At 72.0% G+C, this 23,085-nt stretch carries 11 protein-coding genes and 1 pseudogene; 11 read left to right on the plus strand and 1 reads right to left on the minus strand.

From position 1 onward, the window contains the following. Positions 1–26 precede the first annotated feature (26 nt). The 3 genes from QF034_RS35955 to QF034_RS35965 all read left to right on the plus strand — a co-directional run bounded on the left by QF034_RS35955 (position 27) and on the right by QF034_RS35965 (position 14,660). On the plus strand, positions 27–10,967 hold the full coding sequence (locus QF034_RS35955; protein WP_307178839.1) for a non-ribosomal peptide synthetase: 10,941 nt from the start codon (positions 27–29) through the stop codon (positions 10,965–10,967). Next, a complete protein-coding gene (locus tag QF034_RS35960; RefSeq protein WP_307178840.1) occupies positions 10,954–12,654 on the plus strand; it encodes an ABC transporter ATP-binding protein in 1,701 nt (566 codons plus the stop codon). Before QF034_RS35955 ends, QF034_RS35960 begins: the two co-directional genes overlap by 14 nt. A gap of 95 nt (positions 12,655–12,749) precedes the next feature. Further along, on the plus strand, positions 12,750–14,660 hold the full coding sequence (locus tag QF034_RS35965; RefSeq protein ID WP_307178841.1) for a sensor histidine kinase: 1,911 nt from the start codon (positions 12,750–12,752) through the stop codon (positions 14,658–14,660). Positions 14,661–14,733: 73 nt separating this feature from the next. Here QF034_RS35965 and QF034_RS35970 read toward each other — a convergent pair whose 3' ends face one another. Continuing rightward, positions 14,734–15,825: an alpha/beta hydrolase-fold protein gene (locus tag QF034_RS35970; protein WP_307178842.1), complete on the minus strand. Its 1,092-nt coding sequence runs from the start codon at positions 15,823–15,825 to the stop codon at positions 14,734–14,736. Between the two features lie 91 nt (positions 15,826–15,916). Between QF034_RS35970 and QF034_RS35975 the strand changes: the two genes are divergently transcribed. The 8 genes and pseudogenes from QF034_RS35975 to QF034_RS36010 all read left to right on the plus strand — a co-directional run bounded on the left by QF034_RS35975 (position 15,917) and on the right by QF034_RS36010 (position 23,066). Continuing rightward, positions 15,917–16,129, plus strand: a complete 213-nt coding sequence (locus tag QF034_RS35975) for an MbtH family protein (protein ID WP_086558994.1) — start codon at positions 15,917–15,919, stop codon at positions 16,127–16,129. Between the two features lie 6 nt (positions 16,130–16,135). Beyond that, positions 16,136–17,734 carry an amidohydrolase gene (locus QF034_RS35980; RefSeq protein WP_307178843.1) on the plus strand — a complete coding sequence of 533 codons (1,599 nt, stop codon included), beginning with the start codon at positions 16,136–16,138 and terminating at the stop codon, positions 17,732–17,734. Further along, a complete protein-coding gene (locus QF034_RS35985; RefSeq protein WP_370880908.1) occupies positions 17,731–18,255 on the plus strand; it encodes a GNAT family N-acetyltransferase in 525 nt (174 codons plus the stop codon). Before QF034_RS35980 ends, QF034_RS35985 begins: the two co-directional genes overlap by 4 nt. Before the next feature lie 201 nt (positions 18,256–18,456). Beyond that, positions 18,457–18,570, plus strand: a complete 114-nt coding sequence (locus QF034_RS35990) for a keywimysin-related RiPP (RefSeq protein ID WP_307178844.1) — start codon at positions 18,457–18,459, stop codon at positions 18,568–18,570. A 105-nt stretch (positions 18,571–18,675) separates the two neighbouring features. Beyond that, positions 18,676–20,512: pseudogene (locus QF034_RS35995) on the plus strand (lasso peptide isopeptide bond-forming cyclase). A gap of 13 nt (positions 20,513–20,525) precedes the next feature. Then, positions 20,526–20,891 carry a lasso peptide biosynthesis PqqD family chaperone gene (locus QF034_RS36000; protein ID WP_307178845.1) on the plus strand — a complete coding sequence of 122 codons (366 nt, stop codon included), beginning with the start codon at positions 20,526–20,528 and terminating at the stop codon, positions 20,889–20,891. Continuing rightward, complete coding sequence (locus QF034_RS36005; RefSeq protein ID WP_307178846.1) at positions 20,888–21,292, plus strand: lasso peptide biosynthesis B2 protein; 405 nt, start codon at positions 20,888–20,890, stop codon at positions 21,290–21,292. Before QF034_RS36000 ends, QF034_RS36005 begins: the two co-directional genes overlap by 4 nt. Next, positions 21,270–23,066: an ABC transporter ATP-binding protein gene (locus QF034_RS36010; protein ID WP_307178847.1), complete on the plus strand. Its 1,797-nt coding sequence runs from the start codon at positions 21,270–21,272 to the stop codon at positions 23,064–23,066. The genes QF034_RS36005 and QF034_RS36010 overlap by 23 nt, the downstream gene beginning before the upstream one ends. Positions 23,067–23,085: the final 19 nt, after the last annotated feature.

Genomic DNA, 23,085 nt, shown 5'->3' on the forward strand with positions numbered 1-23,085 from the left:
TTCCTTGAAAGGGTGCTGAGTCTTCGATGATGGAACCGAGCGCTCGTCTCGTACGGCTTTCTCCCGCACGCCTGGCCGACGTACGCCGGCGGACCGGCGACCACTCCGACAGGACCATCACCGAAGCGTGCGCCATCGGGCTGTCGTACTGGACGACGGGCGAGAGCCCCGACGGCATCGACCTCACCCCCGGCACCCTGTTCGCCGACGTCCTCGGCTGGGTCGACAACGGCGGGGCCGGGCCCGGCGACTGGAAGGTCGGCGCGGACGGCCGGAGCATCACCGTGCCCGACGGCATCGCACCGGCCGACGCGCAGCTCGCACTGGACGACCTGGCCGACTTCCCGGACCGGCCCCTCGGCACCATCGGCCCCTCCAGCGTGGCGGCCAGACTCGAACTCCTGGCCCGGTGGAACGACACCGAGGCCGACCGCATCCGCCCCACCATCGTCGAGATGTTCCACGAGCAGGCGCGGACCAGGCCGGACGCCGTGGCCATCGTGGACGAGCGCCGGTCACTGACCTACCGTCAGACAGCCGAGCTCTCCAGCCAGTTGGCCCACCACCTGATCGAGCGCGGCCTCGGCCACGAACAGGTCGTCGGCATCTCACTGGGCCGCTCCGCCGAGATGGTCGTCGGGCTGCTCGCCGCGCTGCGGGCGGGGTGCGCGTTCGTGCCGCTCGATCCGCAGTGGCCCGCCGCGCGCCGGGCCGTCGTCATCGAGGACGCCCGGGTCGTCGTGCAGCTCAACGACTCGGGCGAGCACGACCCGGCCGAACCGCCGGCCGTGGCCGTCGACCTCGACGACTGGCGCCACGGTTCCCACCCCACCGAGGGGACCGGCGTCACCGTCCACGGCGACTCCCTCGCGTATGTGATCTTCACGTCCGGCTCGACCGGACGGCCCAAGGGCGCCATGATCCGGCACGAGGCGATCAGCGAGCGCCTGCTGTGGCAGGTGAACGAGATCCTCGGCTTCGGCCACGACGACGCCTCGCTGTTCAAGGCGCCGTTGTCCTTCGACATCTCCATCAACGAGATATTCCTGCCGCTGGTGTCCGGCGCCCGGCTGGTGGTGCTGCGCCCCGGCGGCGAACGCGACCCGCACCACCTGCTGAGCGTCATCGCCGAGCAGCGCGTCACCTTCACCTACCTCGTGTCCTCCATGCTGGACGTGCTGCTGGAGATCGCCGGCGACTCCGGCCGGCTCGACAGCCTCAGGCACGTGTGGTGCGGCGGCGAGGTGCTGACCCCGGAGCTGTACGAGCGGTTCCGCACCAAGCTCGACATCCCCATGTACCACGGCTACGGCCCGGCCGAGACGACCATCGGCGTCTCCCACGTCATCTACCGGGGCGAGGCGGAGCGCCTGTCGACGTCCATCGGCAAGGCCAACCCCAACACCCAGCTGTACGTCCTGGACGAGGAGCTGCGCCCGGTCCCCGTCGGGGTCGGCGGTGAACTGTACGTGGGCGGGTTCCTCCTGGGGCGCGGCTACGTGGGCGCGCCCGGTCTGACGGCCTCCCGGTTCGTCGCCAACCCCTTCGCGAACGACGGCTCCCGCCTGTACCGCACCGGTGACCTCGCCCGATACGCCCCGGACGGCTCCCTGGACTTCCTCGGCCGTGCCGACAACCAGATCAAGATCCGCGGTATGCGGCTGGAGATCGAGGACGTCGAGGCCGGCCTCGCCGAGCACCCCGGCGTACGGCACACCTGCGTCGTCGCCCGGAAGAACGCGGCGGGCGGCACCTACCTGGTGGGCTACGTCATCCCGGCCGCGGGCAGCGAGGACCTGCGGGCGGACGAGGTCAAGGCGTGGGCCGCCGAGCACATGGTCGAGTACATGGTGCCCGCCCACATCGTCGTGCTCACGGAGTTCCCGCTCACCGCCAACGGCAAGCTCGACCGCAACGCCCTGCCGGAGCCCGTGATCGGCACGGGCACGCTCGTACGGCCCACCACCGACAACGAACGCGCGGTCTGCGCGGCGGTCGCGGCCGTGCTGCGGCTCGAAGAGGTCGGCGTCGACCAGGACTTCTTCCAGCTCGGCGGCGACAGCATCCTGGCCATCTCGCTGCTGACCGCGCTGCGCGACGCGGGCCTCTACGTCACGGCACGGCAGATCTTCACCCACAGCACCGTGGGAGCCCTGGCCGCGGTCGCGAGCCGGGAGGACGTCTCCACGGTCGACCACCGCGATGTCGCGACCGGGCCCGTCGTGGGATCGCCCATCGTGCAGTGGCTCGGCGAGACCACCGACGCCATCGACGGCTTCGTACAGTCCGTCGTCCTGAACACCCCGCCGGACCTGACCGCCGACGCGCTCGACGAGATCCTCACCGCCCTGGTCCGCCGGCACGGCATGCTGCGCGCCAGGCTGGTGCGCGCAGACCGCTGGAGCTTCGACATCCCGGAGCCGGACCGCGCCGTCGCCGGATGGCAGGAGAGCGACCGGCCGCTCGACGCGTGCGTCGCACTCGCCACCGACGCCCTGGACCCCGACAACGGCGTGATGCTGCGCGCCGTCTGGCGCCGCGCGGCGGGGCAGCTGGTCCTGGTCGCCCATCACGTGGTGATCGACGGCGTGTCCTGGCGGATCCTGATGGACGACCTGGCCACCGCCTGGCGGCAGTTCACCTCCGGCACCCCGGTCGAGCTGCCCCCGGTCGGCACGTCCTTCCGGCGCTGGACGCAGCTGCTGGAGCGCGCGGCGTTCGACGCGGACAGCTCCTACTACTGGCGCCCCCTGCCCGGAGAGGACCACCCGGTGGGCAGGCGCGCGCTGTCCGAAGCCGACACCGTCGCCACGGAGCGGCTGCGGACCGTCTCGGCCGGCCCGGACATCACGGCCGCGCTGCTGGGCGAGACCCCCGCGAAGTTCCACGCGGGCGTCAACGACGTCCTGCTGACCGGGCTCGCCGTCGCGCTCGCCCGGTGGCGCCGCGACCTGGGACAGGACCAGACCTTCGCGCACATCGAACTGGAAGGTCACGGCCGCGAAGGGCAGTTCGTGGCGGCCTCCGCCGGCTTCGAGCCCGAACTGTCCCGAACCGTGGGCTGGTTCACCACCCTCTTCCCTGTCACCGTCGACCCCGGCACGGCGGCCGACTTCACCGCACCCGCGTACCTGACCGCCGCCCTCAAGGCGGTCAAGGAAGACCTCGCCCGGGTCCCGGACAACGGCGTCTCCTACGGCGCCCTGCGGTACCTGACCGACACCGAGTTCGACGCGCCCGCACCGCAGGTGCTCTTCAACTACCTGGGCCGCTTCGCCGCCGGCGAGCCCGGTGACTGGCAACTCGCGCAGACCACCGACCAGTTGGGTGAGAAGCGCGATCCCCGCATGCGCCTGCCTCGCGCCCTGGAGTTCAACGCGATCGCCGAACCCGCCCCGACCGGCGAGTACGACCTGGTCACCACCATCTCCTGGCCCGAGGGGATGTTCACCGACGAGGACATCGCGACCATCGGCGGATACTTCCGGGACGCCCTGGCCGGGCTGGCCGCACTCGACCCGCACGGCGGCCACTCGCCCAGCGACTTCCCCCTCGTGCCGCTGACCCAGGCCGACGTCGACGCCCTGGACGGCCCGGCGCTGCGGGACATCCTGCCGCTGACACCGCTGCAGGAGGGCCTGTACTTCCACTCCGTCTTCGACGACGACTCGGCCGGCACCTACGTCGAACAGCAACTGCTCACCCTGGACGGCGAGGTGGACGCCGACCGGCTCGCCGCCGCGGCCACCCGGCTGCTCACGCTCTACCCCAACCTGGCCGCGCGCTTCGTGGCCCTCGCCGACGGCCGCGTGGTCTCCGTACTGGAGAGCGGCGTCGAGGCGCCCTTCACCACCGTGGACCGCCCCGGCATCACCGACGCCCAGCTGCGCGACCTGGCCGAGCGGGACCGCCGCGCCGGATTCGACCTGGCGACGGGTCCGCTGATGCGGTACACCCTCATCCGCTCGGGTCCCGGCCGGAACGTCCTCGTACAGACCGTGCACCACATCATCGCCGACGGCTGGTCGGTGCCACCGATGCTCCGTGCCCTGCTCGCCGAGTACCACGCGCCCGGGACCGTGTACCCGACCGGCCGCTTCTCCGACTACGTGCGCCGGCTCGCCGGACGCGACGCCGACGAGAGCGACCGGGTGTGGCGCGAGCAACTCGCGGAGCTGCCCGGCCCGTCGATCGTCGCCGAGGGGCACACCCCGTCCGACCGGTTCGCCGACACCGCCGTGCGCCCGGAGCACGACATCGACGCGGCCGCACGGTCGGCCGGCGTGCCGCTGAGCGTGGCCGTGCACAGCGCCTGGGCGGTGACATTGGGCGGCATCCTGCACGGCAGGGACGTGGTGTTCGGCTCCACGGTGTCCGGCCGCGACGCGCAGGTGCCCGGCATCGAGGACATGGTGGGCCTGTTCATCAACACGATCCCCGTCCGCGCCCGTTGGACCGCCACCACCACCGCACGCGACCTCCTCGCCTCGGTGCGGGAACACCAGGGCGCGGTCCTGCCGCACCAGCACGTCTCCCTGGCCAGGATCGGCCGCCAGGCCGACGCCGGCTCCCTGTTCGACACCCTGGTGGTGTTCGACGTCGCGACCGACGTGGACGCGCTGCGCCGGCCCGGCGACACCCTGGTCGTCACCGACCTCGTCAACGAGGGCGCACCCCACTACCCGTTGACCCTGGTCGTGGAACGCGCACTCGACGGTCGCCCGCGCTTCAACCTGATCTACGACGGCGAACTGCTGCGGGAGACGACCGCCCAGGCGATCCTGCGTACGTTCACCTCGACCCTCACCGCCCTGCTCACCCGACCGGACGCCCTGGTCGACGACGTGGCCTCCGAGGACGGCCGGCGCCCCGCGCGCATCGCCCCGACCACTCTCGGCGGCCTGTTCGACGCCGCCGCGCGACGCGACCCGGCCGCCACCGCCGTCACCCAGTGCGGCCTCGACGGCGGCACCCGGTCCCTGACCTACGGCGAACTGGCGCAGGCCAAGAACGAGTTGGCCTCGGCTCTGCGCGCGGCCGGTGTCGGCCCCGGCGGACGGGTCGCCGTCGCCGTCCCGCGGTCCGTCGAGCAGGTCGTCGCCCTGGTCGCCATCGTCACCGCGGGCGGCGCATACGTACCGCTGGACCTCGCCTACCCGGACGAACGGCTGGAGTACATCCTCGCCGACGCGGCTCCGCAGGTCGTCCTCGTGGACCGGGAGCAGCGCGACCGCTTCACGGAACTCCTGGCCCGTACGGGCGTTCAGTCCCGGGTACTCGTCCAGGGCGACGACCTTCCGCAAGCCACGACCGAGCCGGGCCACGGGGCCGGTTGGCACGACCCCGCCTACGTGATCTACACCTCCGGGTCGACCGGCCGGCCCAAGGGCGTCATCGTCCCGCACTCCAGCGTGGTGACGCTGCTCGCCCACACCCAGCCCGACATGGACTTCGGCCCGCACGACGTCTGGGTCCAGTTCCACTCGTTCTCCTTCGACTTCGCGGTCTGGGAGCTCTGGGGAGCGCTGGCGTACGGCGGTGAGCTGCTGGTGCCGGAGTACGGGCTGACCCGCTCCCCGGTGGACTTCCACCGGCTGGTGCGCGAGCGCGGGGTGACCGTGCTCAACCAGACGCCGTCCGCCTTCTACCAGTTCATCGAGGCCGACCGGCACGCCGCCGAGCCCCTGCCCGCCCTGCGCCGCATCATCTTCGGCGGGGAGGCGCTGGATCTCGGGCGGCTGCGCGGCTGGGTCGAACGGCACGGCACCGGCTCGCCCGAGCTGGTCAACATGTACGGCATCACCGAGACCACCGTCCACGTCACCCACCGCGTGCTGACCGAGGAGGACTTCGTCCCCGGCGACGACGCCAGCCCGATCGGCGGCCCCCTGCCCGGCCTGGTCACCCACCTCCTCGACGACCGGCTCCGCCCGGTGCCGCCGGGCCGGGTGGGCGCCATCTACGTCGCCGGCGACCAGGTCTCGCTCGGCTACCTGGGCAGGCCCGGGCTCACCGCGGGCCGGTTCGTGGCGGACCCCTTCGCGGGCGACGGCTCCCGCATGTACCACACGGGCGACCTGGCCCGCCGCACCCTGGACGGCGACCTGGAGTTCGTCGGCCGCGCCGACGACCAGGTCCAGCTCAAGGGCTTCCGTATCGAACTGGGCGAGGTCGAGACCGCGATCCGCGAACTCGACGGCGTGACCGACGTGGCCGTGACCGTGGCGGACAGCGGGGATCACCTTGTGGCGCACGTGGTGGGCGGGGTGCCGGGGGATTTCGCTGCCCAGCTGTCCGAGAAGTTGCCCGTTCACATGGTCCCGGGCCGGGTGCTCACGATCGACGCCCTGCCGCTGACGGTCAACGGCAAGCTGGATCGAAAGGCTTTGGAGAAGCGGACCCTTTTCAGGGGCGCGGGGCTGTATCAATTTGCGGCTCCGCCGCGGGGCGCGACCAGCCACGACGCATCCGCAGGCGAAGACTCAACGCTTGCCACGCTCGTCGAAATCTTCACCCAGACGCTGCCCGGCACCGCCGTGGACGCCGACACCGACTTCTTCCACGCCGGAGGCGACAGCATCATCGCCATCACGGTCGTGAACAAGGCCAGGACACTCGGCCTGCCCCTGTCCCCCCGGGACGTGTTCCTGCACAAGACCCCCCGCGCACTCGCCGCACACCTGCCGACGCGCACACCACAGTCCGCCGCCCCCACCCATCGCGAGGACGGCCCGCTCGCCCCCACGCCGATCATCCTGCGGCAACGCGAACTCGGCGGCTCACTCACCCGGTTCGCCCAGGCCAGGACACTGGCGGTCCCCGAGAGCTGCTCCTTCGCCGACATCGAACGAGCCGCCAACGCCGTAGTCGCCGCACACCCCACCCTGCGCCTGCGCCTCCACACTGAACACGGAGTGTGGACCCTCCGCACCGAACCAGCCCGCCAAGTCACCGTCGTACTGGAGCCCACCGACCCGACGACCGCCGCGAACCAGGCCGCCGGACGGCTCGACCCCGAGTCGGGGGAAGTCGTCGCCTTCTCGTGGCTGGAGGCGACCCGGACCCTGGTCGTCACCGTGCACCACCTCGCCGTCGACGCGGTGTCCTGGCTGATCCTGCTGGACGACCTGGCCGCCGCCCTGCGCGGGGCAGCCCTGGCCGCACCGACCACGTCGTACGCCGAGTACGCCGAAGCACTGGCCCTCCGGTCCGCCCACGCGATCGACGACCTCGGGCACTGGCTCACCACGCTCCAGGCGCCCCCGCTGCTCCCCGCCGTCGAAGGGCTGCGGGAGACCACGGTCGTCCTCCCGCCCGAGCCGACCGACCGCCTGACCCGTACCGCCCCCGCCGCACTCGGCGTCGGCCTCACCGAGCTGCTGTGCGGCGCCCTGCGCACCGCGCTGACCCACATCCAGCCCTCGCCCACCGACCTCGCGATCGACCTGGAGCGGCACGGCCGGGTCCCGGTGCTGGAACACCACGACTACACCCGTACGGTCGGCTGGTTCACCGCGATCGCACCTGTACGCCTCACCGCACACACCGACCCCGTCGCAGCCGCGCGCGAGGTCGCCGAACGCCAGCCGGACGAGCGCGCCCACGTCGCCTACGGACAGCTCAGGTATCTCAACCCGCAGACAGCCCCGCTGCTCAACACCGCCCACCCGCGAGTGCTGTTCAACTACCTCGGCCGAGGCAGCGAGTCCCAGGCGGTGCACCTCACCGGCGGCGACCAGGGCAGCCCGTACGCCGTCGAGGTCAACGCCTGGCTCGACGGGACCACCCGCAGCCTGCACGCGGAGTTCACCCTCGCCGAGGGCATCCCCGACGAGATCACCGAGCACTGGCACCGCGCCCTCCGGCGCATCGCGGACGCCGCCACGACAGCGGAGCGCACCGCACCGGTCACCCCGCTCCAGCGAGGCCTGTTCTTCCAGGCCCAGATGGCGGGCTCGGCCGGGCACTACGTGGCGCAGAGCTGGTTCACGTTCGACCGGCGCCTGGACACGGGCGCGCTGGCCGAGGCGATGGCGTACGTGATCACCCGGCACCCGGTCGTGGGCGCCGGGTTCACGACCGACTCCGACGGCAGCCCCGTCCAGGTCCTCAAGGCCGGCCGGCGGGTCGACGTCCGCACGATCGAGCTGGCGACGGACGCCGAGGTCGACGCCCTGCGGGCCCGGGACCGCGACACCGGGTTCGACCCGGGTGAGCCACCGTTGATCCGGCTGACCGTGGTGCGGCTGCCCGACGACCGCGACGGCCTGCTCCTCAGTTACCACCTGCTGCTGTGGGACGGCTGGTCCCGCGAGATCGTGCTGCGGGACCTGTTCGACGCCTACCAGGCGGTCGTCGCGGGGGAGCCGCTCGACGCGGTTCCGGCCACGCCGGGCTTCGAGGACTACGCCCGGGCTGTCGACGCCAGGGACTCCGCCGTCTCGGAACGCTTCTGGGCGGAGCACCTGGCCGGCCTCCCCGGCCCCACGCTGCTCGCCGGACCGGCGCCGGCCTTCTCGGACGACCTGCCGCGCGCGCTCGTGCACACGCTGTCGGCCGAGCAGTCCGACCTGTTGCGGGAGGCGGCCAGGACGCACGGCGTCACGCTGAACTCCGTGCTGACCGGAGCCTTCGGCCTGCTCCTGGGCGCCCACACGGGCCGCAGTGACGCCGTGTTCGGCGTGACGGTCTCCGGCCGCGAGGGCGAGGGGCTGTCCGACATCGTCGGCGTGCTGCTCAACACCGTGCCGATGTGGACGCGGCCGCGGCCGGACGACACGGTCCGCGACTACCTCTCGGCCGTGCAGACGGCCAGGGTCGAGGCGATGGAGCACGAGCACCTGGGGCTCGGCGAGATCCAGCGGGCCAGCGGGCACGACACCCTGTTCGACAACCTGTTCGTGCTCCAGAACTTCCTGGACAGGGACGCCTTCGCCGAGATGAACACCCGGCACGGCATCACCTCGGTGCAGGCCGACGACTCCACGCACTATCCGTTCACCTGGGTCGTCACGCCCGGCGACCGGCTCACCGTCAAGCTGGAGTACCGCGACGCGGACACCGCGGGCGCCCGTCGTCTCCTCGACGACTACCTGCGCGTGCTTCAGGACCTGGCCCGGTCGACCGGCCCGGTGGGCGCGCTGCGGGGCCTGGGGCCGGAGCCCTCGCGGGGCGAGCGTACGGACGTCGGCACGGACACCGTCGTCGACCGGTTCGACCAGGCGGCGGACCGCGCACCGGAGCGGATCGCGCTCGTCTCCCACGGTTCGAGGATGACCTTCGCCGAACTCCGTGACCGCAGCCGCGCGGTGGCGGGTGTGCTCGCCCGGCGGGGCATAGGATCCGAGACGAACGTGGGTCTCGCGATCCCGCGCTCCCTCGACTCGATCGTGGCGCTGTTCGCCGTGCTGCGGGTCGGCGCCGCGTATGTGCCGCTGGAGCTGGACCATCCGGACGAGCGGATCGCCGCGATCGTCGAGGACGCCCGCCCGGAGGTGATCCTCACCGTGAGCGGCGTGTCGCCCCGGCTGGCCTCGCTGAACGCCGACCTGATCGAACTGGACCGCCCGCTGCCCGAGGCCGAGCCGTATCGGACGTTCGCACCGGACGACCCGGACCGCCTGCGGCACCCCGCGTACACGATCTACACCTCCGGCTCGACCGGCAAGCCCAAGGGCGTGGTGACCGAGTACGCGGGACTCACCAACATGCTGATCAACCATCAGCGCCGGATCTTCGAGCCGGTGCTGGCGGAGCACGGCCACCGCGTCTTCCGGATCGCGCACACCGTGTCGTTCGCGTTCGACATGTCCTGGGAGGAGCTGCTGTGGCTCGCCGACGGGCATGAAGTGCACGTCTGCGACGAGGAGTTGCGCCGCGACGCGCCCCGGCTGGTCGCGTACTGCCTGGAGCACGGGATCGACGTCGTCAACGTGACCCCGACCTACGCTCAGCAGCTCGTGGCCGAGGGCCTGCTCGACGACCCGGAACGCCGGCCGCCGCTGGTGCTGCTCGGCGGTGAGGCCGTCACCCCGACGCTGTGGCAGCGGCTCGCCGAGACCGAGGGAACGGTCGGCTACAACCTGTACGGACCCACCGAGTACACCATCAACACCCTCGGCGTCGGCACCTTCGAGTGCGCGGACCCCGTGGTGGGCGTGGCGATCGACAACACCGACGTCTACGTCCTGGACCCGTGGCTGCGGCCGCTGCCGGACGGTGTCCCCGGTGAGCTGTACGTGGCGGGCATCGGCATCGCCCGCGGCTACCTCGGGCAGCCCGCCCAGACCGCGCACCGCTTCGTCGCCTGCCCGTTCGGGGAACCGGGCGAGCGCATGTACCGCACCGGGGACCTGGTGGTCCGCCGGCCCGACGGCAACCTGATGTACCTGGGCCGCACCGACCAGCAGGTCAAGATCCGCGGGCACCGCGTCGAACTCGGCGAGGTGGAGGCCGCGTTCGCCGCGCACCCGGCGGTGCGGTTCGCCGCCGCGGTCGCCCAGCCCGACCCGCAGGTCGACGGCGCGTACCGCCTGGCCGCCTATCTGGTCCTGCAAGGCGCGGAGCCGGCCACGGTCGCCGCCGAAGTCGGCGCCGCACTGCCGGACTTCCTGCGCCCCACCCACTACGCCCAGGTCGACAGCATCCCGCTGACGGTGAACGGGAAGGCTGACACCAAGGCGCTGCCGGAGGCCAAGCCGCTGGGCGCGCTGACCACGGCGGGGGAGCGGGGACCCGCGACCGAGACCGAGACCGTGGTGTGCGAGTACTTCGCCGAGGCACTGGACCTGGACGACGACGAGGTGAGCGCGGTGAGCGACTTCGTGTCCCTCGGAGGACACTCCATGCTGGCGGTGCGGCTGATCGGGCTGCTCCGCCGCGAGTACGGTCCCGTGATCACGATCCGCGATCTGTTCACCCTGCGCACCCCGGAAGCGATTGCCCGCCACCTCGATGACAACTCCTGACACGCAGCGGCCCCGCTCGGGGTCCGACATCCTCCGCACCGCCCTGCGCCGCAACGTCGGCGCCATGGCCGGCGGCACCCTCCTCATGGGCCTGTACCAGGCGGGCGAGACGGCCTTCCCCATCGCGCTCGGCCTGATCGTCGAGCACACGATGCGGGACCGCAGCCTCGGCGCGCTCGGCCTCTCGATCGCCGTGCTGGCCGTGATCATCACGACCGTGTCGCTGTCCTGGCGGTTCGGGATGCGCATCCTGCAGAAGGCCAACACGACGGAGGCACACCGCTGGCGCGTGAAGGTCGCCGCCTGCGGGCTCCAGCCGGTCGCCAGGGACGTCGACCTCAAGTCCGGCGAGGTGCTGACCATCGCCACCGAGGACGCCGACCAGACCGCCGACATCATCGAGGTCGTGCCGCTGCTGATCAGCTCGCTGGTCGCGGTGGTGGTCGCGGCTCTCGCGCTCGGCCTGGCCGACCTCCGGCTCGGCCTGCTGGTGATCGTGGGAACCGTCGCCATCCTGTCCTGCCTGAGCGTGCTGTCCAAGCGGATCGGCACCAGCACCCAGGAACAGCAGGCCCGGGTGGCGCGGGCGGGCGCGAAGGTCGCCGACCTCATCACCGGCCTGCGCCCGCTGCACGGCTTCGGCGGCAACCACGCGGCGTTCCGGTCCTACCGGAAGGTCAGCACGCAGGCGAAGGTCCAGGCGATCACCGTCGCCAAGGTGAACGGCGCGTACGCGGGCACCGCGCTGGCCCTCAACGCGGTGCTCGCCGGCGCCGTGACACTGCTGGCCGGCCGGCTGGCGTTCGACGGCCGGATCAGCATCGGCGAACTGGTCATGGCCGTCGGCCTGGCGCAGTTCATCATGGAACCGCTGAAGCTGTTCTCGGAGATGCCGAAGTACGTGATGATGGCGCGCGCCTCGGCCGAGCGCATGGCGCTGGTGCTGACCGCGCCACCGGTGATGACGCCGGGATCCGAACGCCCTGCTGAGAACGGGGACGTGGAGCTCGACTGTGTCCAGTACGGAACCCTGCGCAAGCTGAAGTTCCAGGTGTCGGCCGGAGAGTTCGTGGCGATCGCCGCCTACCAGCCGCGCGCGGCGGCCGACCTCGCGTCGATCCTGGCCGTGAACGTCCCGCCCGGCGCGTACGAGGGAACGGTACGGGTCGGCGGCCGGGACCTCGCGGGCCTCTCGGTCGAGGCGGTCCGCGAGCACGTGCTGGTGAACCCGTACGACGGGGAGATCTTCGCGGGGACGCTCCGCTCGAACATCGACCCGTCGGGCACCAGCCGCATGGTCCCCGAGGCCGTCGAGGCGTCCATGCTGACCGACGTCGTCGCCCTGCACCGCGAAGGCCTCGACTACGCCGTCCGCGACCGTGGCGCCAACCTCTCCGGGGGACAGCGCCAACGGCTCTCCCTGGCCCGCGCCCTGGCCGCCGACAGCGACGTCCTCGTCCTGCACGACCCGACGACGGCCGTCGACGCGGTCACGGAACAGCTCATCGCCCGCACTGTGGCGAAGCTGCGCCGGGGCCGCACCACCATCGTCCTCACCAGCAGCCCAGCCCTCCTGGACGCCGCCGACCGGGTCCTCGTCCTGGATGACGGCGTCATCACCGCCGAGGACACCCATCGCAACCTCCTGGCCACGGACGAGGACTACTGCCTGGCGGTGGCCCGGTGACCCGCTGGGGCGGTCGGCCGTCGCGGCCGACCCGGGTGTCCGTAACCCCTTCCTGAACGCTTTTCGGCCATGCGCATCGCGTACGGAGCGCCCTCATGGCCCTGTGGGGCTTCGCAGCGGTGACGACGGCCTCCAGCATCGGCGACACCGAGCGGGTCAAGGACGTCAACACCGAACTCCTCGCCCCCCTCGACGAGTTCGTCACCGCGTTGCAGGCCGAGCGGACCGCCGTCACCCGCCACGCAGCCGCGCCGGACTCGGCCGGTCCCGGCAGGGTCGAGGAGGCCCGGAAGGCCACCGACGAGGCCGCCGCCTTCCGTCAGGGCGCCGACGCCGCCGCCGCGGACGCCGAGCTGCTCGACGCGGGCCTGCCCGCCCGCATCGACCGCCTGGAAGCCGACGCGCACGGACTCACGGCGCTGCGCGCGAAGACCGACGCGAAGGGCGCCGCTCAGAAGGCCTTCACGGGGTACTCGACCATCATCGAGGACGCCTTCGCCGTCACCGGCGCGCTCACCGGGGAGAACGGCACTCACGCCGCGTCAGAGGCTCGGGTCGTCCTGGAACTCGCCCGCGCCCGCGAGGCGGTGGCCCAGGAACAGTCCCTCCTCGCCGCGGGGAGCGGGGCGGGAAAGCTCACCACGGAGCAGTACACGCTGTTCGTCGGGGCCGTCGCCACCCAGCGGGAGCTGCTGAAGCCCGCGGTCGCCGACCTGAAGCCGGCGCACCGGGCCGTGTACAACGAGGTGCTGACCGGCCAGAGTTACGACGGGCTCGCGGCGGGCGAGGATCGGGTGCGCAGCGCCGGACCCGGCGCCCGGGTCGTCTCCGCCGGTTTCCTGAAGGACTGGGACACGGGTGCCGACGCCGTGCTGAAGGACCTGGCCGAGGCCCAGTCGGACGCCGGCACGGGCGCCACGGCCAAGGCGAACCCGTTCGGCTGGGACACGCTGGGCGCCTCGGGCATCGCCGTCATCCTCGGTCTGGTGGGTGTGCTGCTGTCGCTGCTGGTGTCCGTGGGCGTCGGCCGCGGACTCATCGTCGAACTGCTCGACCTGCGCAACTCCGCCCTGGAGGTCGCCGGGCGCCGGTTGCCGCAGGCCATGCGCAGACTGCACGCCGGGCACGGCGTGGACATCGACGCCGAGGCCCCGATGCGCCGCCTCGTCGGCGACGAACTCGCCCAGGTGGGCACCGCACTCACCGCCGTGCAGCGGGCCGCGCTCAAGGCCGCCTCCGAGCGCGCCGAACTGCGCAGCGGCATCTCCGGGGTGTACGTCAGCATCGCCCGCCGCGGCCAGGTGCTGCTGCACCGCCAGCTCGACCTGCTCCACCAGCTGGAGCAGCGCCCGCGCGACCCGGCCGAGGTGCAGGAGCTGTACCAGGTCGACTACCTCGCCACCCGGATGCGCCGCCACTCCGAGAGCCTGCTCATCCTGTCCGGCATCGCACCCGGACGCGGCTGGCGCGACCCCATCCCGCTGGCGGACGTCCTGCGGGCCGCCGTCGCGGAGATAGAGCAGCCGGACCGGGTCCAGCTCTGGCCCGTACCGCATGTCTCCGTCAACGGCGGCTCCGTCGCCGACGTCATCCACCTGCTCGCCGAACTCGTCGAGAACGCGGCCTCGTTCTCACCGCCCAGTACCCAGGTCCGGCTGCGGGCCGCCCGGCTGCGGGACGGCCTCCTCATCGAGATCGAGGACAGCGGCTTCGGCATGAACGAGGAGGCGATGGCCGAGGCCAACCGCAAGATCCAGTCCGAGAACATCGACCTGCTCGACGCCAAGCAGATCGGCCTCTTCGTGGTCAACCGCATCGCCGCCCGGCAGGGCCTGAGAGTCGAACTGCGCCCCTCGGAGAGCGGCGGCGCCACCGCGGCCGTCCTCATCCGCGAGAACCTGATACGGGACGACACGCCGGGGCACGACGCGGCGCTCCCCGACGACCGGGACGGCGGCCGGGAACTGGCCCCCGCGTCAGCGTTGATCCCGCCGCAGCGGGGGTGACGCGGACCGTGGGGCAGCGGGCCGTACTGCCCGGACTGCCGGCCCCGGCCTACTGCCCGCCGGTCCGCACGCCTCAAGCGAGCGCCCAGGCGACATCCCTGAGCAGGGCGTGACGCCAGCCCGCCCGGTCGTGGCCCGACGGCGACCGGGAGACCCGTACGGTGGCGCCGGCCCGTTCCGCCAGGGTCTCGGTCAGTTCGCAGTGGGGCAGCATCCGCGTCTCGTGTTCCCCCACGTCGAACGCGACCCGCAGACCGGACAGGTCCGGGCGCTCCCGCAGGCGCGTGGCGATGGTGCCGCCGACCGGGCCGCCCAAGGGGTCGGCCAGGCCCAGGGCGTCGGGTGTCCACCAGAACGACCCCGACTGACAGGCGACGCGGGTCACCAGCTCCGGAAACTCCAACGCCGCGTACAGCGCGCTCAGGCCGCCCAGGCTCTGCCCGGCGACCACCAACCGGTCGAGGTCGGCAGGAACCCCGGACTCCGCCACCAGCGGCAGCAGTTCGTCCCGGACCGCCTCCCACAGCTCGGGCCGGCACGCGAACTCCGCCTCCCTGTCCCTGGCCGGCAGGAAGACGAGCGTGACCGGCGGCATCTCCCCACTGGCGACCGCCGAGTCGAACGCGGTCATGGCCGGGTGGAGATACAGCCAGTCGTCCCCGTCCAGCAGCAGGACCACCGGCCCGCCCCCACCCGCAGGATGCACACGCACGGTCCGCCGCCCGCCCAGCCGTTCACTGGCCCAGCGGATCCGGGTACGGGGGAGGGGCAGCACACCGTCCGTGCCGACGGCGGGCCAGTGCGGCTGGGCCGGCGCGTCCGGCGTCGCGGCGATGGACCGGTCGCCACCGGCCCCGACCGGGTTGAACGGATCCGCGTACGCCTCCTCGCCCACGCGGAGCCGGTACGTCACGCGCAGCCGCGCGGGCATGCGCACCTCGGCGTACCAGCAGTCCGTGTCACCGAACCGGCCCAACGGAACCGGCTCGGACCAGCTCTCGAAGTCGATGGTCGCCGCACCGGACCCACGCCAGAGGAAGAGGGTGGTCCAGCCGTCGCCGTCGGGTATCGACGAGGGTGTCCGCGCGGCCGCCCAGAACGCGTCGGTGCCGGGTGTGCCGGGCAGTCCGAACGCGGCGAACGGGTCGTCCCCCACCAACCTCATGCAACGTCTCCTTGTGGAGCGGAAAGCGAGAAGGCTAAGCTCACTTGCGATTAGGCGAGCCTAACCTAATTTTCATAGGAGGCACCGGCACATGAGCACCAACCCCTTCGACGACGCCGACGGCCGTTTCCTCGTCCTCGTGAACGACGAGGGCCAGCACTCGCTCTGGCCGTCCTTCGCGGACGTGCCCGGGGGCTGGACGATCGCCTTCGAGGAGAACACCCGAGAGGCCTGCCTGGAGTACGTCGAGGCCAACTGGACGGACCTGCGCCCCCGTTCCCTCGCCGAGTCCCTCGACGCCTGACGCCCGATGCTCTGCACCAGACTGACGAACGCCCGCTTCGTCACCATGGACCCGGCCCACCCCGTCGCCCACGACCTGGGCATCTGGCGGGGCCGGATCGTCGGCCTGGACGAGGCCGTGACCTCGCTGCCCGCACGGGAGGTGACCGACCTTCAGGGTGCCACCGTGCTGCCCGGGTTCATCGACGCCCATGTGCATCTGGCCTGGACCGGGTTCAAGCAGAACACGCCGAGCATCGCGGGCCGCACGCGGATCGACGACGCGCTCGCCGTCGTGGCGGAAGCCGTCCGCCGCACGGCCTCGCCCGACGCCTGGGTCAGCATCGCCGGCTACGACCAGCGGGCCCTGGGCCGTCATCTGACCGCCGCCGAACTGGACCGGGTGAGCCACGGACGCAAGGTGTTCGTGCTGCACGACTCCGGACACGGCTGCGTCGTCAACACCGCCGTCCTGGACCTGCTCCCCGCCGATGTCCCCCACGAGAACGGCTTCCTCGCCGAGGGCGCGATGGGCGCCGCCCGCGCCCTGCGCCTGCCGTACTCCCAGGAGGAACTCGCCGAGGCGATCGGACGCGCCGCCCGGACCTGCGTCGCCGAAGGCGTCACCGCCTGCGCCGAGGCAGGCATCGGAGGTGCCCTGTTCGGGCACAGCCCCGTCGAACTCGGTGCCTACCAACTCGCCCGTGAAAAGGGCCTGTTGCCGCTACGGGTGCAGCTCATGGTCGCCGCCGACCGGCTGCGGCCCGTCGCCGCACACGAGGCCGACGGCATTCCCAGGGCCCTCGACCTCGGCCTGCGCACAGGCCTCGGCGACGACTGGCTCTCCGTCGGCGCCCTGAAGGTCTACACCGACGGCGGCATGATGGCCCGTACCGCCGCGCTGAGCGGTCCGTACGAAGGGCTGGACCACACCGGCCAGTTGCAGGACGACCCGGAGACGCTCACCGAGACGATCGTGGCCGGCCACCTCGCCGGCTGGCAGCTCGCCGTGCACGCGATCGGCGACCGCGCGGCCGACGTCGCCCTGGACGCCCTGGAACGGGCCCAGCGCCTCCGTCCGCGCCACGGCGTCCGGCACCGCATCGAACACGCGGGCCTCATCCGCCCCGACCAGCTCTCGCGCATGGCGCAACTCGGCGTGAGCGCCGTCGTCCAGCCCAACTTCCTGCGCTACTTCGGCGACGACTACGCGGCGATCATGGGCGAGGAGCGCGCGCCGTGGCTGTACCGGGGCAAGGGATTCCTGGACCACGGCATCACCCTCGTCGGCAGCTCGGACCGGCCGGTCACCGACGGATCCCCGCTGCGGGCCGTTCAGTTCATGGTCGAACGCGCCTCCGAGTCCGGCCGGGTGATCGGCCCGGACGAGGGCATCACCGTGGACGAGGCGGTGCGCGCCTACACCGTCGCCGGTGCCTACGCCTGCCACTGGGCGGACAGCGCAGGCAGCCTCTCCCCGGGCAAGCGCGCCGACCTGGTGGTGCTCGGCGACGACCCGTGGCGCGTCGACACCTCCCGCATCGGCGACATCGAGGTCGTGGCGACATACGTCGACGGCCGCGATCGACGCGACGGCGGATCCGGAAGCGGGGCAGGGACGCCGTGAACACGGCTGAGCCGTCCACGGCACCGCCGCTGCCGTGTGCTCCTCTCACGGCGACCTCGGTCGTACGCCCCGCCCGCCCGGAGGACGCCGCCGCACTCGCGGCCCTGTCCCGACCCTTCGTGCACTCGGGGGCGTTACGGCCGCGCCCCGTCTCGCTCTACGCCGCCCACGCGGCCGACTTCCTCGTGGCCGAGGGACCCGACGGCACCTTGGAGGGCTGCCTGGCCCTGCGCGTCCACGCGGCCGACGCAGAGGGGAGCCGCGGTCCCGCGGGCGTTCTCTACAACTTCTGCGTGGCCCGGCACCGGCAGGGCAGCGGACTGGGAGGCCGGCTGCTGCGTGCCGTGCTGGCCACGGCCCGCGCCCGGACGCTCTCCGCCCTGTTCACGGCGACCACCGGCGGTGGCGGGCTGTTCCTCCGCTACGGCTTCACGCCCACGGCCGCGCGCCTGGCGCCGCGGGCCTGGGCCGAGTCGCTGGACCCGCGGCGCAACGCGCAGGTCCTCGTCAGGAGTTGGTGACCGACCGGGCGCTGTCACGGTCACGCGACTCTCCGTTTCAAATATTGAATGGGAAACAATAGTTCGCGATGTGCCGAGCCAGGCGATGGGCAACGTGAGCGTCTATTGTGGAAAGAGATCCGACATCGTGGACGCACGTCGAGGATCACACCTCTGAACTCTCCAAACGAGCTCCGGACAGTTGAGAGGAGGTGTAACGACATGCGCACTTACGAGCGCCCGACGCTGACCGCGGCTGGCACTTTCCGCAAGACCGGTATCGGCTTCAGGGATGGACCGGAACGGTTCTGGTTCTTCCGCAGGAGGTTCTTCTGAGCCTCCCCTCTCGCCCGAGCACCCCGTTGTGGCGGTGGGACGCGGGTCCCGCCGCCCAGATTCTGTGATCACCGGACGGCAGGTCCTCCAGGAAGGACGCCGGGCATGGCTGATTTTCCTGATTCCGGCGAGCGGCCGGGCTGGTTCGTCGTCCTTCCGGACTGCGCTTCGGCGGCCCGGGCCGGCGGCGCACTCCGCAGCCGGGCGGTACAAGAGGTCAGCCACCCATCGGGTCGGCCCTGGCTGCTCGGCGACTGGTCTGCCCGTGCCATGGCCGTCGGTGTGGCAGGCCAGGTGAAGATCGCGGTCCTCGGTGAACACGCCGTCACCGCCGACCGGCTCACCACAGCGGCCGGCCGGATCCGCACGATCGCCGACCTCGATGAACTGGCCCGCGAAATGACGGGCAGTTCTTATCTGGTCGCCTCGGTCACCGGACGCGTGCGTGTCCAGGGGAGCGTCAGCGGCCTTCGACGGGTGTTCCACGCCAGGATCGGTGACACCACGGTGGCCGCGGACCGGGCCGACGTACTCGCCGCCCTGCTCGACGCTGAAGTCGACGAGCAACGGCTGGCGGCCCGACTGCTGAATCCGTGCGCGCCGCACCCGCTGGCAGCCCTGCCGGTGTGGCATGGGGTGAGCGCTCTGGAGACCGGCCACTGCCTGGCGCTCGACGCCGACGGCCGGGGACGGACCGTCGCGTGGTGGGCGCCTCCCGATCCGGTGGTACCGATGGCCGAGGGCGCGTCGGCGTTGCGGGAGGCGTTGTCCGCCGCGGTGGAGGTCCGCACCCGGGGCCGAGACCTGGTGAGCTGCGATCTGGGCGGGCTGGACTCGACGTCGGTATGCGCCCTGGCCGCCCGTGGCGGGGCGAAGGTCATCGCCTACACCGCCGACGGTCTCGACCCTCTCTGCGACGACGTGACCTGGGCTCGCCGGACCATTGCCGGACTGGGCGACGTCGAACACCACGTCATCGCCGGGGAGCGGCTGCCGATGGTGTACGAGGGCCTGCAGGACCTGGACGACCGCTTCGACGAGCCGTGCCCGGCCGCGATGCACCCCAGCCGGTGCCTGCTCATTCCGCGGCTGGCCGGGGCACGCGGCTCGCGGCTGCACCTGACGGGTTTCGGCGGGGACGAGCTGCTCGCCGGTTCCCCGGCCCACCTGCACACGCTGATGCGCACCCGGCCCAGGACCGCGTGGCAGCGCGTGCGCGGGTTCGCCGCCCAGGGCCCGTGGCCGTACCGGGAAACGCTCCGGCAGTTGTGGGACACCAGCGACTACCGGCAGTGGCTCGTGCGAGCCGGTGACGAGCTGACCGCCGTACCGCCCCCCCCTCGAGACGCCCGCGCTGGACTGGGGGACACCGCCGCGGCTGCCCCCATGGGCGACGCCGGACGCCGTCGACGCCGCACGAGAGCTGATCCGCACCGCGGCCCGTACCACCGAACCACTGGCACCGAGGCGGGGACTGCACGTCGAGCTGGAAGCCATGGGAGCGAATTCCCGCATGGTCCGGCAGGTGGGCCAGATGGCCGCCCGCGCCGGGCTCACCCTCACCGCCCCCTACTACGACGACCGCGTGATCGAAGCGGGCCTGGCCGTACGGCCGCAGGACAGGATCACCCCCTGGCGGTACAAGCCGCTCATCGTCGAGGCGATGCGCGGGATCGTCCCTGCCGAGAGCCTGACCCGCCACACCAAGGACGAGGGTTCCTACGAGGCGGAGATGGGGATGCGGGAGCAGCGCGCCGAGTTGCTGGCCTTGTGCGAGGACTCCCGGCTGGCCCGCCTCGGCCTGATCGACGCGAACGTGCTGCGCGAGATGTCCAGTCGCCCCCTGCCGCCGACCCTGCCGTTCGACGCGCTGTACCAGACCGTGGCGTGCGAGATGTGGCTGCGCACGCTGGACACCGCCACCACCCCCGCTCCGGGCTGAATGGAGAGGGCCGATGACATTCAAGCTGCGTGAGAGCGTGTTCACGGCCGAGACCGACTACGGAATCGCACTGCTCGACGAGGACCACGACCAGTACTGGACGCTCAATCCCAGCGCCGCCCTCGCCCTGCGGAAGCTCTTGGACGGCGGCACGGAAGCCGACGCCGCACGGACGCTCACCGAGGAGTACTCCGTGGACCTCGACACCGCGCACCGGGACGTCCGGGAGCTGGTCGGCGGACTGCACGCGGCGGGACTGGCCGAAGAGAGCACCGGGAACACCGCGTCGGCCCCATCGGTACGGCAGGTGCGCCGCGGCCGGGTACACGCCCGATGGCCGCACCTGCGCGGCCGACAGCAGGGGAAGAAGAGCCGATGACTTCGCCGGAGGTCATCGTCCACGACCCGCGCTCGGTGCCCCTGCCGCGCCGGGCGCAGGTCCGGCTCGCCGTGGGCGCCGCGCGGCTCCTGGCCCGCCGGCACCCCCGGCGCATCAGGACCGTCGTCGCGGTCAGTCTGGCGTGCGCGGGACGGGAAGGGTGTCTGCCCCGCTCCCTCGCCACGATCCTGCTGTGCCGCCTGCACGGGCAGTGGCCCACCTGGTGCGTGGGGGCACGGCGGCTGGCGCCCTTCGGTGCGCACGCCTGGGTGGAGGCGGAGGGCGTGCCGGTGGGTGAGGGCCACCCGCCCGACTACTTCCGCCCCCTGTTCACCGTGCCCTGCGCTCCTGATCCCCTCAGCCGTGAGTCCGTGATCCATGAAGTCCCCAGCGACGGATGAGACGAACGAGCAGGACCGGGTCGGCCTACGGGGCGTCCTGCACCTGCTGCACGGACACCGCCGGTGGATCGCCCTCGCCGTGCTGCTGACGCTGGGCGCCTCGGCGCTGAGCCTGGCCCAGCCGCTGCTGGTCAAGCAGGTGATCGAGACGACCCAGTCCGGCGGCGCGATCGGGTACGTGCTGACGCTGCTCGTCGTGCTCTTCGTCGCCCAGGCACTGGTCCAGGGACTCGCCCAGTTCGTCCTGTCCCGCACGGGCGAAGGCATCGTTCTGGGGGTCCGGCTCGGTCTGATCAAGCATGTGCTGCGGCTGCCGATGGCCGTCTACGACCGCCACCGCATCGGCGATCTGATCTCACGCACCAGCACCGACAGCACGACCCTGCGGCTGCTCGTCGCCGAGGGCTTCACCGAGGCGGTGACCGGGGCCATCGGGCTGATCGGCGTCGTGGCGCTGATGATCTGGCTCGACTGGCTGATGTTCCTGCTCGTACTGGCCATGGTGGCCATCGCCACCGTGATCGTCGCCTCGGTGCTGCGCGGCATCGAGGTCGCGTCACTGTCCACCCAGCGGGCGACGGGCGCGATGACCGCGGACCTGGAGCGCGCGCTCGGTGCCATCCGCACCGTCCGGGCCAGCCGCGCGGAGCAGCGCGAGTCCGACCGGATAGCGGTCGGCGCGAACGCGGCATACGAGGGCAGCGTGCGGATGGCCAAGCTGGATGCGGTGGTGTCGCCGGCGATCCAGCTGGCCGTCAAGGGGTCGTTCATCGTCGTCCTGCTCATCGGCGGCATGCGGGTCGCCGACCGGCAGGGATCGATCGCCGATCTCGCCGCCTTCCTGCTGTACATGATCTATCTGGTGGAGCCGATCGGCACGCTGTTCCAGTCCCTCAGCACCATGGAGCAGGGCACGGGCGCGTACCGCAGGGTCAGGGAAGTGCTGACGCTGCCCACAGAACAGGACACGGTGTCCGAACCCGGGGCTTCGGAGCCGTCCCTCGCGAGCGGCAGCGGCGGACGGCCGAGGGCACCCGTGCTGGAGTTCCGGGACGTCTGGTTCGGCTATCAACCGCAGCGCCCGGTCCTGCGCGGCGTGAGCTTCGAGGTGCCGGAGCACTCCCATGTCGCCCTGATCGGCGACTCAGGCGTAGGAAAGTCCACCGTCTTCGCCCTCATCGAGCGGTTCTACGACCCGGATCACGGCCGGATCCTCTTCGACGGCCGTGACATACGGGCGCTCGGCCGGGCCGACCACCGGGGCCGGGTCGGCCTGGTGGAGCAGCATTCCCCGGTGCTGTACGGCACGCTGCGGGAGAACCTGACCTACGCCGTCCCGGACGCCGGACCGGACGAGCTGGACCGAGTGGTCGAGCTGGCGCACCTGACGGACCTGGTCGACCGCCTTCCGCGGGGCCTCGACACCGCCGCCGGCGAGCACGGCATGGCGCTCTCCGGTGGCGAGCGCCAGCGGATCGCGATCGCCCGTGCCCTGCTGACCCGGCCACGCCTGCTCCTGCTGGACGAGCCGACCGCCCATCTGGACGCGGTCAGCGAGGTGGCGCTCCGCAGGTCGATCCGGGAGACCGCGGACGAGTGCACGCTGCTGGTGATCGCCCACCGCATGTCGACGATCCGCGCCGCGGATCTGATCATCGTCCTCGACGCGGGCCGCGTCGTCGCCACGGGCACCCACGACGAACTGCTGGCCGGCAGCGCGCAGTACCGCCTGCTGTCCCGCGCCCAGGAAACGGGGGACGTCCTCTCCGGATAACGGCAGGTCCTGGCTACGG

The organism is Streptomyces africanus, from assembly GCF_030816955.1.
GTDB lineage: Bacteria > Actinomycetota > Actinomycetes > Streptomycetales > Streptomycetaceae > Streptomyces > Streptomyces africanus.

Excerpts from the sequence above, each read along its gene's own strand:
- QF034_RS35955 (WP_307178839.1), top strand. The coding sequence starts at position 27 with ATGATGGAACCGAGCGCTCGTCTCGTACGGCTTTCTCCCGCACGCCTG.
- QF034_RS35960 (WP_307178840.1), top strand. The coding sequence starts at position 10,954 with ATGACAACTCCTGACACGCAGCGGCCCCGCTCGGGGTCCGACATCCTC.
- QF034_RS35965 (WP_307178841.1), top strand. The coding sequence starts at position 12,750 with ATGGCCCTGTGGGGCTTCGCAGCGGTGACGACGGCCTCCAGCATCGGC.
- QF034_RS35970 (WP_307178842.1), bottom strand. The coding sequence starts at position 15,825 with ATGAGGTTGGTGGGGGACGACCCGTTCGCCGCGTTCGGACTGCCCGGC.
- QF034_RS35975 (WP_086558994.1), top strand. The coding sequence starts at position 15,917 with ATGAGCACCAACCCCTTCGACGACGCCGACGGCCGTTTCCTCGTCCTC.
- QF034_RS35980 (WP_307178843.1), top strand. The coding sequence starts at position 16,136 with ATGCTCTGCACCAGACTGACGAACGCCCGCTTCGTCACCATGGACCCG.
- QF034_RS35990 (WP_307178844.1), top strand. The coding sequence starts at position 18,457 with ATGCGCACTTACGAGCGCCCGACGCTGACCGCGGCTGGCACTTTCCGC.
- QF034_RS36000 (WP_307178845.1), top strand. The coding sequence starts at position 20,526 with ATGACATTCAAGCTGCGTGAGAGCGTGTTCACGGCCGAGACCGACTAC.
- QF034_RS36005 (WP_307178846.1), top strand. The coding sequence starts at position 20,888 with ATGACTTCGCCGGAGGTCATCGTCCACGACCCGCGCTCGGTGCCCCTG.
- QF034_RS36010 (WP_307178847.1), top strand. The coding sequence starts at position 21,270 with ATGAAGTCCCCAGCGACGGATGAGACGAACGAGCAGGACCGGGTCGGC.